We start from the raw sequence: 15,456 nt of genomic DNA on the forward strand, positions 1-15,456 counted from the left end.
GCCTTGCCTGTGTATTTGGGGATCGATCTCGGCACCTCCGGCGTCAAACTGCTGCTGGTGGACGATGCGGATACTATCCGCGCCGAAGCCAGCGCAGCGCTGACCGTGCAGCGCCCGCAACCCTTATGGTCGGAGCAAAACCCTGCCGATTGGTGGGCGGCGCTGGAAACCGCCTTGGCGGCCCTGCGGCGCGATCATCCCCAAGCGCTGGCATCGGTGCGCGGCATCGGTCTTTCGGGCCAAATGCACGGTGCGGTGCTGCTCGATAAAGACGACCGCGTGCTGCGCCCCGCGATTCTGTGGAACGATGGGCGCAGCGGCGCGGAATGTGCGGAACTGGAAGCCTTGGTGCCGCAGTCGCGCCAGATCACCGGCAATCTCGCCATGCCCGGCTTCACCGCGCCAAAGCTTCTGTGGGTGAAAAAGCACGAGCCGGAAATCTTCGCCCAGGTCGCGCGCGTGCTGCTACCGAAGGACTATCTGCGCCTGCGCTTGACGGGGGCGGCGATCTCCGACCTTTCCGATAGTGCCGGAACCCTGTGGCTTGATGTGGCCGCCCGCGATTGGTCGGACGCGATGCTCGCGGCCACCGGCTTAACTCGGGCAGCGATGCCGACGCTGGTCGAAGGCTCGGCGGTCGGGGGGCTGCTGTTGCCCGATATCGCGGCTGCCTTTGGTCTTCCTGCCGGGATTCCGGTGGCGGGCGGGGCGGGGGATAATGCCGCCGGGGCGGTCGGGATCGGCTGCATTGCGCCGGGGAATGGCTTCATCTCTCTCGGCACCTCCGGCGTGCTGTTCACGGCGACGGAAGGGTTTGCCCCCAATCCCGCCCAGGCGGTGCATAGTTTCTGCCACGCGGTGCCGGGGCGCTGGCATCAGATGGCGGTGATGCTGAGTGCGGCGGCGTCCCTGACGTGGGTGGCGCGCGTGACCGGCGCGGCGAGTGAGGCGGCGCTGATCGCAGAGATTGCGGCGGAAACCCACGGGCCGGGGCGGGAGCTGTTCCTGCCCTATCTTTCGGGGGAGCGCACCCCGCATAATAACCCGCACGCGACCGGGCTGTTTGCCAATCTCACCCATGAAACCCGCCGCAGCGACCTGGGGCGCGCCGTGTTGGAAGGCGTAGGCTTCGCCTTTGCCGATGGATTGGCGGCGCTGCGAGCGGCGGGAACGGCGGTTGACAGCCTCTCTGTTATCGGCGGCGGCGCGCGGTCGCGACTGTGGGGGGAAATCCTCGCCTCGATCCTCGATCTGCCGCTGACCTACCCTAAGGGCGCCGACTTTGGCCCGGCCTTCGGCGCGGCGCGGCTAGCGCGGCTGGCGGCAACCGGGGAAGACCCGGCGGCGGTGTGTCGTCCCCCGGCGGTCGATCATGTCATCGACCCGAACCCGCTATGGCGGGACGCCTATAGCATCCAGTATCAGGCCTATCGCGCCGCCTATCGCGGCTAGCCCTCACCCGGCACCTTCGGTGCCACCCTCTCCCAAAAGGAGAGGGGTTTTGCGAGAGCCTCTCTATAACTATCGCCGCGCGCCAAGAACCCTCTCCCTTTGAGAGAGGGCAGGGTGATGGGTTTTCGGTTATAAGCAGGCATTGCCGTTACACGAGGGGGTTCCGATGTCCGTTCCGTTTACTCTGGCCCTGCATGGTGGCGCCGGAACCATCCCCAGCGCGATGATGACCCCGGCGAAGGAAGCCGCCTACCACGCCGGTCTTGCCCGTGCGTTGCGCGCGGGCTATGCCGTGCTGGAAAACGGCGGGGCGGCGCTGGATGCCGTAACGGCGGCGGTCTGCGCGCTCGAAGACGATCCCCTGTTCAACGCCGGGCGCGGCGCGGTCTATACGCGCGACGGCACCCAGGAAATGGACGCGGCGATTATGGACGGGCGCGACCGCAGCGCCGGGGCGGTGGCCGGTCTCTTCGGCCCGAAAAACCCGATCCTCGCGGCCCGGGCGGTGATGGACCGCACGCCCCATGTGCTGATGATCGGCGCGGGGGCCTTGAAAATTGCGCGGGATGCGGGCCTCGATTTCGGCGACCGCGATTATTTCTTCACCCAGGAGCGCTGGGATGCCCTGCAAAGCACGTTGGCGCTGCAAGGCCGCGACGATGGCGATGCCAGCCGCAAGCATGGCACGGTCGGTGCGGTGGCGCGCGATGCCCAGGGCAATCTCGCTGCGGCGACGTCGACCGGCGGCATGACCGCGAAACTCGCGGGCCGGGTCGGCGACAGCCCCGTGATCGGCGCGGGCACCTTCGCCGACAATGAAACCTGCGCCGTTTCGGCAACCGGCCACGGCGAACTCTTCATCCGCTGGGCCGCCGCCCATGAAATCGCGTCCCGCATGCGTCACCGTAGCGAGAGCCTGTTGGTCGCGGCGGAGCATGTCACCCTGCACGATCTGCCGCCGGACTCGGGCGGGCTGATCGCCGTTGGCACCGATGGTTCCGTCGCGCTGCCCTTTAACTCCGAAGGCATGTATCGCGGCATGATCGGCGCGGGCGGCGTCGCTTGGACCGGGATTTACCGGGAAGAGCTGGTCGCCGTCGAAGGCTAATCCGGCAGAAACTCCCCCTGGCGCCGCGCCACCGTCTCCGCAATGAAGTCGGCGGTGGCGGCGACGCGGGCGAGGGCGCGCAGGTCTTCGTGAACGATCAGCCAAAAGCTGCGGGTGACGGTAATGTCTTTGCCGAGCACCGGCACAAGGCCGGGGTCGCGGTCGGCAATGAAGCGCGGCAGAATGCACAGGCCCGCGCCCGCTTGGGTCGCCTTTAACTGGGCGATCAAATTGCTGCTTTTCAGCCGGGGGGTGATATCGCCGAGCGCGGCGATATAATCGAGTTCCGGCGTGAAAATCAGATCATCGATATAGCCGATGAAACGGTGGCCGGGCAGATCGGCGCGCGTGCGGATCGGCGCTTGCGCGGCGAGATAGTCGGCGGCGGCGTAGAGGCGCAGGTGATAATCGGTCAGCTTGCGCACGACCAGCCGCCCTTCGGTGGGGCGGGATAAGCTGACGGCGATATCGGCTTCGCGCTTGGAGAGGCTAAAGACGCGCGGCGTCGCCACCAGTTGCACTTCAAGATCGGGGTGGCGGTCGCAGAGCCGGCCGATATGGGCGGCGAGGAACAGGCTGCCGAAGCCATCGGGCGCGCCGATGCGGACTGTACCGCTCATGGCGCGGTCGGCATCGCCGACGAGGCCTTGCGCGGCAATCGCGGCGCGTTCCATTTCCTCCGCCACGCTGCGCAGCCGTTCGCCCTCCGCCGTTAGGGTGAACCCATCCGGGCGGCGGTCGAACAGAGTGACATTCAAGGCTTCTTCCAGCGCGGCGATGCGGCGGCTCACGGTGGTATGGTCGGCGCGCAAGCGTTTGGCCGAAACCACCAGCTTGCCGGTGCGGGCCACATCCAAAAAATAGCGCAGGTCGTTCCAGTTAAAGCCGCTCATTCCATCCCCTTGCGCGAAAACCCGCACAAAGGATGCGCGGAATTGCCCGTCGCTTCCAGAGGGGGATTACGCTCCCATAGGCGCAATAAAAATTTGGGGGAAGCCATCATGGCGACAGAATTATACCATCTCATCGGCGGGAAAAAGGTTACGGGCACGTCAGGCCGCTTCGCCGACGCCTTCGAGCCGATGACCGGCACCCTGCGCAGCAAGGTTCCGCTGGCGAGTGTGGAAGAAGTAGCGACCGCCGTCGAGAACGCCAAGGCCGCACAGCGCGCCTGGGCCGTGCAGAACCCGCAGAAGCGCGCCCGCGTGATGATGCGCTTCCTTGATCTCGTGCAGCAAGAGTACGACGAACTGGCCCTGCTGCTGGCGCTGGAGCACGGCAAAACCATCGTTGATGCCAAGGGCGATATTCAGCGCGGGCTGGAGGTCATCGAATTCTGCTGTGGTATTCCGCATTTGCAGAAGGGCGAGTTTACCGACAGCGCCGGGCCGGGGATCGATATTTATTCGATGCGCCAGCCGCTCGGCGTCGTTGCGGGCATTACGCCGTTCAACTTTCCAGCGATGATCCCGATGTGGAAATTCGGCCCGGCGATTGCCTGCGGCAATGCCTTTATTCTAAAACCGTCCGAACGCGCCCCCTCCGTGCCCGTGCGCCTCGCAGAACTGATGCTGGAAGCAGGGCTGCCGGAGGGTATTCTCAACGTCGTCCACGGCGATAAGGTGGCGGTCGATGCCATTCTCGATCACCGCGACATCAAAGCGGTCGGCTTCGTCGGCTCCACCCCGATTGCCGAATATGTCTATACGCGCGGCACGGCGGCGGGCAAGCGAGTGCAATGCTTCGGCGGCGCCAAGAACCATGCGCTGATCATGCCCGATGCCGATCTCGATCAGGCGACCGATGCGCTGATCGGCGCCGGGTTCGGCGCGGCGGGCGAACGCTGCATGGCGATTTCCGTGGTTGTTCCCGTTGGCAAGACCACGGCGGAAGCGCTGATGGACCGCCTGGTGCCGCGCGTCGAAGCGCTGAAAATCGGCCCGTCGACCGATCTGGGGGCGGATTTTGGCCCGTTGGTCACGGCGGAGCATCTCGCCAAGGTGAAATCCTACGTCGATCTCGGGGTTTCCGAAGGCGCCAATCTGCGCGTCGATGGCCGGGGTTTCAAAATGCAAGGCTACGAGAACGGCTATTACATGGGCGGCTGCCTGTTCGACCATGTGACGCCGCAGATGCGGATTTATAAGGAAGAAATCTTCGGTCCGGTCCTGTCGGTTGTCCGCGCTGATACGTATGAGGAAGCGCTCGCCCTGCCGAACGATCACGAATACGGTAACGGCGTTGCCATTTTCACCCGCGACGGCGGGGCGGCGCGCGATTTCGCCGCCCGCGTCGATGTCGGCATGATCGGGGTCAATGTGCCGATCCCCGTGCCGCTGGCCTATTATACGTTTGGCGGCTGGAAGCGGTCGGGCTTCGGCGACCTTAACCAGCATGGGCCGGACGCGGTGCGCTTCTATACCAAAACCAAAACGGTTACCTCCCGCTGGCCGACGGGTATTAAGGACGGCGCCAGCTTCGTCATTCCGACGATGAGCTAAGGGGAGGCATAAAACCATGACACAGATCGCATTCATCGGTCTTGGCAATATGGGCGGGCCGATGGCGGCCAATCTGGTGAAGGCCGGGCATAGCGTGACCGGCTTCGATCTGGTTCCGGCAGTATTGGAGGACGCAAAGGCGGCGGGGGTGGCGATTGCCGCCACGCCGGGCGACGCGGTGGGGGGCGCCGATATTGTCATCACCATGCTACCGAGCGGGAAGCATGTGCTGAGCGTCTACGAGGCTATCCTTCCGGCGGTGGTCCCGGGAACGCTGCTGATCGACAGTTCGACGATTGACGTGGACTCGGCCCGCAAAGCCCATGCGCTTGCGGCGGATAAAGGCGCGGTCGCTCTCGATGCCCCCGTCTCGGGCGGGGTTGGCGGGGCGGCGGCGGGAACGCTGACGTTCATGGTCGGCGGCAGCGCGGCGGCCTTCGCCCGGGCCGAACCGATCCTGGCGGCGATGGGTAAGAAAATCGTCCATTGTGGCGACGCGGGCGCCGGGCAGGCCGCCAAGATCTGCAATAATATGATCCTGGGCATTTCCATGATCGCCGTCAGCGAAGCCTTTGTCCTGGCAGAAAAACTCGGCCTGTCCCATCAGGCTCTGTTCGACGTCGCCTCCACCTCCTCCGGCCAATGCTGGTCCTTGACCACCTATTGCCCGGTGCCCGGCCCGGTGCCGACCAGCCCGGCCAACCGCGACTATCAGCCCGGCTTTGCCGCCGCGCTGATGCTGAAAGACCTCGCCCTCTCGCAAGACGCCGCCGCTAGCGCCGGTGCCGCCACCCCCTTGGGGGCCGCAGCAACCAAGCTCTACGAGGCGATGGTGGCCGCCGAGCAGGGCGGCGTCGACTTCTCCGGCATCATCAATCGCTTGCGTGCCGGAGCGACAGCCTAAGGCTCTAGGCTGTTTCTTTCTGTTCCCAAGAACTTGAAGCGCAGGCAGCCCCTGCGCTTCTTTTTTTACACGATCCCCGCCGACGCCCCGCCGCGCGGTGGGCGTTCTTTGGCTTTTTCCGCCCGGTAGCCGCTGGCGCGGTAGACGGCGATGGGGTCGATGGCCCCGCCCGCGCGGCGGCGGACCTCGGCCAGCAGCGGCGAAACATCGGTATTGAACGCCTGCTTCAGCAGCGTATGTGCGCCCAAAGCATCGCAGGCGGTTTGCGCGTCGGTCAGCGCGGCGCGGTCGATCAAGAGGGCCTGGGCGTAGCGGCGCTGCACTTCCATCGCGCTGCTCATCAGGCTTTCGATGGGGTCGGTCACATTGTGCGACTGGTCGAGCATATAGGCGGGCGCAAAACCGGGCGCGCCACGCTGGGCGGCATCGACCAGTTCGTTGAAGATCAGGAATAGTTGGAAGGGGTTGATCGAGCCGCTGTCGAGATCATCGTCGCCGTATTTGCTGTCGTTGAAATGGAAACCCGCAAGCTTGCCGAAGCGCACAAGGCGGGCGACGATCATTTCGATATTGGTATTCGGCGCATGATGGCCGAGATCGACGAGGCATTTCGCCTGCGGCCCCAGTTCGGTTGCGGCCAGATAGCTGCTACCCCAATCGGCGATCACGGTGGCGTAGAAGGCGGGTTCGAAGAGCTTATGTTCAATGAACACCGACCAATCGGCGGGTAGGGCGGCGTAAATTTGCGCCATACTGTCGAGGTAGCGGTCGAAAGCGGCGGTGAAATTCTGCTGGCCGGGGAAATTGGCGCCATCGCCCACCCAGACGGTGAGCGCGGGGGCACCGAGCGTCTGGCCTAAGCGGATACAGTCGATGTTATGGGCGACGGCAAGGTCGCGCACGGCCTTGTCGGGGTGGCTGAGCGAGCCGAATTTATAGGAAACCGGTTGGCCGGGCTGGTCCTGGAAGGTGTTGGAGTTTACGGCATCGAACCCCAGGCCCAAGTCTGCCGCCTGGGCTTTCAGCGCGGCAGCATCGCTGGGTTTGTCCCAGGGGAAATGCAGCGAAACAGTCGGGGTGGCGCGGGTGAGTTGCTGGATGGTGGCGCAATCTTCCAGCTTATCGTCCAGCCCGCGTGGCTCCCCCAGCCCGGCAAAGCGGGCGAAGCGGGTGCCGCCGGTGCCAACCCCCCAGCTTGGCAGGGCGACGCCAAAGGCCGCCACCTGATCGGCGATGGTATCGAGGTCGATGCCGCGCCGGGCGACCTGGCGCTTCAGTGCGGCGTAATCGTCCTCCAAAAACGCGGCGCGGCGGGCGTTGTCACTGCCGATGGCGTCGGCGGAAATCCGAAAGCTCATCTTGCCTCTCCTCAGCGGGTAAATGCGGCGGCGTTGCCCGCATCGACATTCAGAATATTCCCGGTCGATTTCGCCGAAGCGCCGGTGCAGAAGAACAGTACGGCGGCGGCAATATCTTCTGGATAGACCGACCGTTTGAGCAAGCTGCGCTGCCGGTAATGATCTTCCAGCGCGTCGGTGGAGAGATTATAGGCCTCCGCCCGCTCTTGCAGCCAGGAGCCGCTCCAGATTTTCGAGCCGCGCAGGACTGCATCGGGGTTGACGCTATTAACGCGAATGCCGAGCGGCGCGCCTTCGAGCGCCAAACAGCGCGCGAGGTGCAGTTCGGCGGCCTTAGCGGTGCAATAGGCCGAGGCATTGGGGGAGGCGGCGAGGGCGTTCTTGGAGCCGATGAAGACGATGGACCCGCCGGTGCCCTGGGTTTTCATCACCTTAAAGGCCTCCCGCCCGACCAGGAAATAGCCGGTCGTGAGGACGGAGATATTGCGGTTCCAGAGATCGAGCGAGGTTTCCTCCACCGGCGCGGCGGAGGCGATCCCGGCGTTGGAGACCAGGAGATCGACCCCACCAAAGGCCAGCGCGGCAGCTTCGAACCCGGCGGTGACGGAGGCTTCGTCGGTGACATCCACCCGCACGCCCGTCACCCGGTCCTTGCCGAAGCGCTTGGCGAAATCCTGCACGGTGGCGTTGAGACTATCGGCGTCGATATCGGCCAGCACCACGGCAGCGCCATCGCCCAGCAGCGATTCAACCGTGGCCCGCCCGATGCCGCCCGCGCCACCGGTGACGAAGGCAATCTGCCCAGCGAGGCTTTTCGGCTTCGGCATGCGCTGCAGCTTGGCTTCTTCGAGCAGCCAATATTCAATGTCGAAGGCTTCTTGTTCATCGAGACCAACGTAGCGGTCCGCCCCATTGGCACCGCGCATAACGTTGATGGCATTGACATAAAACTCGCCCGCAATCCGCGCGGTGGCCTTATCGGCGGCGAACGTGATCATGCCGACGCCGGGGACCAGATAGACTACGGCATTGGGGTCGCGCATCTTCGGGCTATTCGGGCGGCGGCAGCGCTCGTAGTACGCCGCATAATCGGCGCGGTAGGCGGCAACGGCATCGTCCAGCGCCGCGAGCGTCGCGGGCAAATCGGGCTGCTGCGGGTCGAACGGCACCACCAGCGGGCGGATTTTGGTGCGCAGGAAATGGTCGGGACAGGAGGTGCCGAGGGCGGCCAGCGCATCCCTATCCTTGGCGCAGACGAATTCCAGCACTTCCGGGCTATCGTTGAAATGGCCGACCTTCGGCTGTGTTGCCGAAATTTTGCCGCGCAGGGCGGGCATCAGCGCCGCTGCAATGGTGCGGCGTTCGCTTTCGGCGAGCGGGGCGCAGGCCGGGCCGCCGAAAGCCGGGCCAGTGACTGTGGCGCGCAGCCATTCATCGGCGCGGTTGATAATGCGCAGAGTGGTTTCGTAGCAGTCTTGGGCGGTATCGCCCCACGTAAAGACGCCGTGGCCGCCCAGCATAATGCCGCGCAGCTTGGGGTTGGATCGGGCCACGGCTTCCAGCTTCAGCCCCAGGTCAAACCCCGGGCGCTGCCAGGGCAGCCAACCGATTTCCCCGCCGAAAATCTCCGCCGTCAATTCTTGGCTGCGGGCGGCGGCGGCAATGGCGATAACCGCGTCCGGATGCATGTGATCGACGTGCGCGTAGGGGATATAGGCGTGCAGCGGCGTATCGATACTGGCGGCGCGCGGGTTCAGGTTAAAGGTGCAATGGGGCAAATAGCCGACCATCTCATCTTCATGCTCAAGCCCGCGATAGAGCCCCTTCAACTGCTGAAGCTTATCGAGATAGAGCGTCGAGAACCCATCGAGCGCCATGCTGCCCAGATCGCCGCCCGAGCCTTTAACCCATAGGACCGTGACGTCTTGACCGGTCAATGGGTCAGAATGCGTCAGTTTGGCTGAGGTATTGCCGCCGCCGTAATTGGTGACACGCAGATCGGAGCCGAGGAGGTTGGAGCGATAGAGCAGTAGTTCCGGCGCGGAAAGCGTGGCGGCATGGGCGGCATCCCAAAGGGACGGGAGGGTTGAAGTCGCGGTCACGGTCCGGCTCCAGAATTGTTCAAAATGCGTCATTTGGGGATAGGAATCGGGTCTTGTCCCCGTTTCATCGGCATAAGGCGGTTATTTTTAGCCGCCTGTCAATCGGAATAGATAATTTTGCGTCGCAAAAGATTGTCTGTGCGACGCAATATGACGTTTATGCGATGCAAAATGAACAATTACCATTGACGGGTGATGCTTTTAGGATTTATCCGTTTTGTCACACCCGCCGAAGGGGCCATTTCCATGCATCAACACGAACGTCACGGGCTGATCGCTGCCTTGCTGCAAAAGCAGGGAACCATCGGGATTCAAGAGTTGATGACCCGGCTCGATGCCTCCCGCGCTACCGTTCGGCGCGATTTGCAGGATATGGAAGCGGCAGGCCTATTGCGCCGGGTGCGCGGCGGGGCGCAGGCTTTGGGTGGTCGGCCGACCCAGTTGACCGAACCGCCCTTCGACTATAACGCCACCTTAAACCGCGAAACCAAGCGCGCCATTGCCCGAAAGGCCGTGGAATTGTGCGGGGAGCGCGATTCGATCATCATCGACGGCGGCACGACCACCTTCGCGATGACCGAGTTTCTGGTGCAAACCAAGGTGGAGGTGCTGACCAATAGCATCCCCATCGCCGATTTCCTGATGCGCCACGGTGAGAACCGCGTGACCCTGCCGGGCGGCGAGATTTTCCGCGAGCAGCAGTTGATCCTGAGCCCTTTCGATAATGATCTGACGCATCGGTTCTTTGCGTCAAAACTCTTCATGGGGGCGCAGGCGCTAACCCAGCACGGGCTGATGCAGTCGGACCCGCTGCTGATCCGCGCCGAACAGAAGCTGATCGATCAGGCCGAAAAACTGGTGGTGCTGGTCGATAGCAGCAAATTCCAGGGGCGGGGCAGTCTCATTCTCTGCCCGCTGTCCCGCATCGACATCGTTGTGACCGACGATGGCATCAGCGATACCGCCGCCGCGCTGCTGCGCGATGCGGGGGTGGAGGTGATGACCGTTCCCCGCTGGCAAAACCGCTCAGCGGCCTAACCGACCCTCGACCTTAACGAGTCCGCGCAAGAACGGCTCCGGCGAGGAAAACCCATCCAAGGGAGGATGCAAGCCGTGACCAAATTTCTGAAAACCGCCAGCCTTGCCGTGATTGTCGGGCTGATGGCGATGAACTCCGCCGATGCCGCCGATAAGCTGCGCGTGGCCATGCTGGTCAAATCGCTCGGTAATGGTTTCTTTGAAGCCTGTAAGGAAGGCGGCCTTGAAGCCGCGAACGAGCTGGGTAACGTCGAGCTGATCTACACCGGCCCGACGGCGGCGACCGCCGAAGGCCAGATCGAGCTGATGAATGCACTGATCGCCCAGAAGGTCGATGCGATCGCCATTTCGGCCAACGACCCGAATGCGCTGGTGCCGGTTGCAAAGCGCGCCGCCGAGCGGGGGATCAAAGTCATCTCCTTCGATAGCGGTATCGCCAGCGGTCGCTTGCTGCAGTTGAACCCGTCGAACGCCTCCCTCATTGGGCAGAAGCAGGTGCAGATGGCACTCGATGCCGTTGGGAAAGAGGGCGGGGAAGTGGCCATTCTGTCGGCGACCGCCCAGGCGACTAACCAGAATATCTGGATCGCCGAAATGAAGAAGGAACTGGCGAAGCCGGAGTTTTCCTCGCTGAAACTCGTTTCCACCGTCTATGGTGACGATCAGGCCGATAAAAGCTACCGCGAGGCGCAGGGCCTATTCAAATCCTTCCCGAATTTGAAGGCGATCATCGCCCCAACCTCGGTCGGCATTGTTGCCGCCGCGAAGGCGGTGGCGGATCAGGGGCTAATCGGCAAGGTCTTCGTGACCGGCCTCGGTCTGCCATCCGAAATGAAGGGCCATGTGCAGAGCGGCGCGACCAAGAGCTTTGCCATCTGGAACCCGGTCGATCTCGGTTATACCGCCACCTATGCCGCCGTGCAGTTCACCAAGGGGCAGTTGACCGGTAAGGCGGGCGAAAAAGTACCGGTTGGGCGCATGGGCACGCTGACCATCGACGAGAAGGGCGAAGCCGCGATGGCGGAGCCGTTCACCTTCGATAAGGATAATGTGCTGAAATACGCAAAGTATTTCTAAAGCAATACCCCTCTCCCTCTGGGAGAGGGTTCTGCGGAATAAGAAAAAGGGATTGCCAAGGGATAAATCCCTTGGCTGGGGGTGCCGGGGGCAAAGCCCCTGGCTATCTCAAGGGGAGGAACCAATGGTTCTAGCCGTAGAGGGGCTGAAAAAGTCCTTCGGCGCCGTGGCGGCTTTGCGCGACGGGCGCCTAAGCCTAACGCCGGGCCGGGTCACCGCCTTGATCGGCGAAAATGGCGCGGGCAAATCGACGCTGGTGAAAATCCTCACGGGGATTTACCGGCCGGATGCCGGTAGCTTGCGCCTGGATGGGGCGGAGTGCAGCTTTGCGTCGCCGCAGGAATCGCAAGCGGCGGGGATTGCCGCGATCCATCAAGAAACCGTGATGTTCGACGATCTGACCGTTGCCGAAAACATCTGCGCCGGGCATTGGCCGCTGCACGCGCGCGGCTGGCGCAAGGGGATGATCGATTGGAAGGCCCTGCTGGCCCAAGCGCAGGCGGTGCTAGACCGGTTGGGCGCGGATCTGCCCTTGCAGGCGCGCTGCGGCGATCTCTCCATCGCGCAAAAGCATCTGGTGGAGATGGCCCGCGCCCTTTGTCACGACAGCCGCGTGCTGATCATGGACGAACCGACGGCGGCACTATCGCACCGGGAAATCGAAGACCTGTACCGGCTGGTGCGGCAGCTCAAAGCCCAGGGCGTCGCGATCCTCTTCATCTCCCATAAGTTCGAAGAAATCTTTGAAATCGCTGACGATTATGTGGTGATGCGCGACGGCGCCTTCGTGGCGGCGGGGGCGATTGCCGAGACGGATACCAACGCGCTGGTGGCGATGATGGTGGGCCGTGCGATGGGGGCGATTTTCCCCAAACGCAGCGTGCCGATTGGCGCGCCGGTGCTGGAGGTCGCGGGCCTAAGCCATCCCACAGAATTCGACGATGTTAGCTTTACCGTGCGTGCCGGGGAAATCCTGGGCTTCTATGGCTTGGTCGGCGCCGGGCGCAGCGAGGTGATGCAGGCGCTCTTCGGCCTAACGCCTATCAGTGGCGGCGCGATTCGCCTTGCCGGGACCAGCCTTCAACTCAACGGCCCGAAGGATGCCATCGCCGCCGGGATCGCCTATGTACCGGAGGATCGCCAGAGCCAGGGCGCCATTTTGCCGATGAGCATCCGCGATAACATCACCCTGCCGCTGTTGAACCGCATTACCGGGGGCTGGTTGCTGGCGCCGAAGAAGGAAGGCGCGGTGGCGGAGGCTTTCGCCCGCCGTCTTGCCGTGAAAGCCCCCGATTGGCATACCCGCGTCGATGCCCTCTCCGGCGGCAATCAACAAAAAGTCGTCATCGGTAAATGGCTGGCGACGGCCCCGAAAGTGATCATCCTCGACGAGCCGACCAAGGGGATCGACGTGGGATCGAAAGCAAAAGTGCATGATTTCATGAGCGATCTGGTTGCCGAAGGCTTGGCGGTGATCCTCGTGTCGTCCGAGTTACCGGAGGTAATGGGCATGGCCGACCGCATTATCGTGATGCAGCAGGGCCGCCCCTGCGGCAGCTTTACCCGCGACGAGTTCGCCCGCGATCCCGCCCACGGCGCGGCGATGCTGGCGCGTGCGGCGACGGGGGCCTAGCCATGCGGCGCGATCTGCTTTTGGCCGCTGTCATCCTCGGCCTCGCCTTGCTCATCGGCTGGCGCGCGCCGGTATTCCTAACCCTGGGAACGCTGGACGATATTGCCACCGATACCGCCTTGTTGACGATGATGGCACTGGCGCAGATGTTGGTCATCCTGACGCGCGGGATCGATCTGTCGGTTGCCGCCATGTTGGCCTTCTGCGGTATGGCGGCGGCTTTGACCGGGCAGGCTTTTCCCGATGCGCCGGTTGGCCTGCTGCTGGCGCTCGGCCTTGGCGTTGGGGGCATTCTTGGGGCGATCAATGGCGCCTTCGTCGCCTTTCTGAAGGTGCCGCCCATTGTGGTGACGCTCGCCAGCATGAGCCTTTATCGCGGCGCGACGTTTTTGCTGAGCGGCGGGCGTTGGGTCTCCTCCCACGATATGCCTGCCGCCTTCCGGGGTTTTCCGACCGACCGGCTTCTGGGCATGACCCATCTGGTATGGTTCGCCCTTCTGGCAATCCTGCTGGCCTATGCCGGGCTGCGCTACAGCCGCTTCGGGCGGTCGCTTTACGCCTATGGCGGCAACCCGAGCGCGGCGCTGTATGTTGGTATCGCGCCGGGGCGGGTGCTGTTTTCCGTCTATGCGATCAGCGGCGCGGTGGCGGGGCTGTGCGGTGCACTATGGGTTGGGCGGTATGGCATCGCCTTTACCGACGCGGCGCAAGGTTTTGAGCTTCAGATTATCGCCGCCTGTGTTATCGGCGGGGTCAGTATCGCGGGCGGCATTGGCACGGTCACGGGTTGCCTGCTGGGCGCGATCTTCCTGGGGATGATCGGCAATGCCCTGCCGATTATGGCGATTTCGCCCTTCTGGCAGATGCTGATTTCCGGCGCGGTCATTCTGGCTGCGGTGATGATCAACCGGCAAAAGGGCCGCGCTACCAAAATCATCCTGCGGCCCAAAACAGCTACGGAGGGGGCGCGATGACCAGCTTGAAACTCGCCCCATTACCGCCGTCTTCTTTCACCTGGGGGCTGCGACTGATGCGCCGATGGGAACTGCTGCTGGCGGTGCTGCTGGTTCTGGTGATGGCCGGAAACAGTCTGCTGTCGCCCTATTTCCTCGATCCCTATAACCTTGCCGACGCAACGGCCAATTTTACCGAAAAGGCGATGATCGCCCTGCCGATGGCGCTGCTGATCATCGTGCGGGAAATCGATATTTCCGTCGCCTCGATCATGGCGCTTGCCTCGTTACTGATTGGCCTTGCGGCGGAAGCGGGGGTGGGGACGCCGGGGCTGGTTGCCATCGGGCTTCTCACTGGGCTTGCCGCCGGACTGCTGAACGGCGCCTTAGCGGCGGGCCTCGGGCTGCCGTCCATCGTCGTCACCATCGGCACACTGTCGCTGTTTCGCGGCATTACCTCCGTCGTGCTCGGTGACCGGGCGATTACTGCCTATCCCGAAGCCTTTACCGATTTAGCGGCACTGAAGGTTATTCCGTTCGTTAGCCTGGAATTTGCGCTCTTTTTGGCGCTAGCTGCGGTCTTCGCCCTGGTGCTGCATGGCACGGTGATCGGACGGCGGCTGTATGCGATCGGTCTCAACCCAATTGCCGCGCGGTTTTCTGGGCTGAATGTGGCGCGCACGAAGCTCGTGCTATTTGCCCTCACCGGCTTGGTTGCTGGCTTGGCCGCCGTCTTCTTAACCGCCCGCATCGGCAGCACCCGCCCGAATATCGCCAGCGGGTGGGAGCTTGAGATTATCACCATGGTGATCCTGGGCGGCGTCAGCATCGCGGGCGGCGCCGGAACCATTGGCGGTGTCGTGCTGGCGGTCTTCCTCTTGGGGATGGCGGGGTTCGGTATGGGGCTGCTCAACGTCCCCGGCATCGTCATGAGCACGCTGATCGGCGCCTTGTTGCTGGTGGCGGTGGCGGTGCCGCAGCTTGCCGCGCGCCTGCGCCCGAAGGGGAAAGCCTGATGGACAAGATCGCCTTCGCTATGCAGTTGAAGCCGGGGAACGAAGTGGAATATCAGCGCCGTCACGATGCCATTTGGCCGGAGCTGAGCGCCCTACTGAAAGACGCCGGGATTGCCGATTATAGCATCTTCCTCGATCCCCACAGCCTCACCCTCTTCGGGGTGCTACGCCGGGCGGATGGGCATGGGATGGACCGGCTGCCGGAGCATCCGATCATGCAGCGCTGGTGGGCCTATATGGCCGATCTGATGGAGACGAACCCCGATCAGTCCCCGGTGGTGCGCCCGCTGCCCTGCGTTTTTCATTTGGATTAA

At 63.4% G+C, this 15,456-nt stretch carries 13 protein-coding genes; 10 read left to right on the top strand and 3 right to left on the bottom strand.

All coding sequences use genetic code 11. The features are described 5' to 3' along the window. Nucleotides 1–9 precede the first annotated feature (9 nt). Both xylB and CHR90_RS03685 read left to right on the top strand, forming a co-directional pair. Complete coding sequence (xylB, locus tag CHR90_RS03680) at nucleotides 10–1,452, top strand: xylulokinase (protein WP_094407630.1); 1,443 nt, start codon at nucleotides 10–12, stop codon at nucleotides 1,450–1,452. 166 nt (nucleotides 1,453–1,618) lie between these two features. Then, on the top strand, nucleotides 1,619–2,560 hold the full coding sequence (locus CHR90_RS03685) for an isoaspartyl peptidase/L-asparaginase family protein (protein WP_094407631.1): 942 nt from the start codon (nucleotides 1,619–1,621) through the stop codon (nucleotides 2,558–2,560). On the opposite strand, the gene CHR90_RS03690 is transcribed toward CHR90_RS03685, so the two are convergent. After that, nucleotides 2,557–3,453 carry a LysR family transcriptional regulator gene (locus CHR90_RS03690; RefSeq protein ID WP_094407632.1) on the bottom strand — a complete coding sequence of 299 codons (897 nt, stop codon included), beginning with the start codon at nucleotides 3,451–3,453 and terminating at the stop codon, nucleotides 2,557–2,559. The genes CHR90_RS03685 and CHR90_RS03690 overlap by 4 nt on opposite strands. A 108-nt stretch (nucleotides 3,454–3,561) precedes the next feature. Between CHR90_RS03690 and CHR90_RS03695 the strand changes: the two genes are divergently transcribed. Continuing rightward, complete coding sequence (locus CHR90_RS03695; protein WP_094407633.1) at nucleotides 3,562–5,061, top strand: CoA-acylating methylmalonate-semialdehyde dehydrogenase; 1,500 nt, start codon at nucleotides 3,562–3,564, stop codon at nucleotides 5,059–5,061. A 16-nt stretch (nucleotides 5,062–5,077) separates the two neighbouring features. Continuing rightward, nucleotides 5,078–5,965: a 3-hydroxyisobutyrate dehydrogenase gene (gene mmsB / locus CHR90_RS03700; protein ID WP_094407634.1), complete on the top strand. Its 888-nt coding sequence runs from the start codon at nucleotides 5,078–5,080 to the stop codon at nucleotides 5,963–5,965. A gap of 65 nt (nucleotides 5,966–6,030) precedes the next feature. Here the strand turns inward: mmsB and rhaI are convergent, their stop codons facing one another. Together rhaI and CHR90_RS03710 are read right to left on the bottom strand one after the other, a co-directional pair. Beyond that, entirely contained in the window at nucleotides 6,031–7,323 is a 1,293-nt protein-coding gene (gene rhaI, locus CHR90_RS03705) for an L-rhamnose catabolism isomerase (protein WP_094407635.1), read from the bottom strand. Nucleotides 7,324–7,334: 11 nt separating this feature from the next. Further along, nucleotides 7,335–9,425, bottom strand: a complete 2,091-nt coding sequence (locus CHR90_RS03710; RefSeq protein ID WP_229671471.1) for a bifunctional rhamnulose-1-phosphate aldolase/short-chain dehydrogenase — start codon at nucleotides 9,423–9,425, stop codon at nucleotides 7,335–7,337. Nucleotides 9,426–9,671: 246 nt separating this feature from the next. Here CHR90_RS03710 and CHR90_RS03715 point away from each other — a divergent pair, with 246 nt between their 5' ends. From CHR90_RS03715 to rhaM, 6 genes are all read left to right on the top strand, one after another. After that, nucleotides 9,672–10,463 carry a DeoR/GlpR family DNA-binding transcription regulator gene (locus CHR90_RS03715; protein ID WP_094407687.1) on the top strand — a complete coding sequence of 264 codons (792 nt, stop codon included), beginning with the start codon at nucleotides 9,672–9,674 and terminating at the stop codon, nucleotides 10,461–10,463. Nucleotides 10,464–10,538: 75 nt separating this feature from the next. Further along, complete coding sequence (gene rhaS, locus CHR90_RS03720; RefSeq protein ID WP_229671470.1) at nucleotides 10,539–11,540, top strand: rhamnose ABC transporter substrate-binding protein; 1,002 nt, start codon at nucleotides 10,539–10,541, stop codon at nucleotides 11,538–11,540. Between the two features lie 124 nt (nucleotides 11,541–11,664). Continuing rightward, the gene (locus tag CHR90_RS03725; RefSeq protein ID WP_094407638.1) at nucleotides 11,665–13,173 is read left to right on the top strand and encodes a sugar ABC transporter ATP-binding protein; all 1,509 of its coding nucleotides are present in this window, start codon (nucleotides 11,665–11,667) and stop codon (nucleotides 13,171–13,173) included. Between the two features lie 2 nt (nucleotides 13,174–13,175). Next, nucleotides 13,176–14,147, top strand: coding sequence for an ABC transporter permease (locus CHR90_RS03730; protein ID WP_094407639.1), 972 nt, complete (start codon nucleotides 13,176–13,178; stop codon nucleotides 14,145–14,147). Beyond that, nucleotides 14,144–15,142 carry an ABC transporter permease gene (locus CHR90_RS03735; RefSeq protein WP_094407640.1) on the top strand — a complete coding sequence of 333 codons (999 nt, stop codon included), beginning with the start codon at nucleotides 14,144–14,146 and terminating at the stop codon, nucleotides 15,140–15,142. The genes CHR90_RS03730 and CHR90_RS03735 overlap by 4 nt, the downstream gene beginning before the upstream one ends. Continuing rightward, a complete protein-coding gene (gene rhaM, locus CHR90_RS03740; protein ID WP_094407641.1) occupies nucleotides 15,142–15,456 on the top strand; it encodes an L-rhamnose mutarotase in 315 nt (104 codons plus the stop codon). Before CHR90_RS03735 ends, rhaM begins: the two co-directional genes overlap by 1 nt.

Source organism: Elstera cyanobacteriorum (assembly GCF_002251735.1).
GTDB classification, from domain to species: Bacteria; Pseudomonadota; Alphaproteobacteria; order Elsterales; family Elsteraceae; genus Elstera; species Elstera cyanobacteriorum.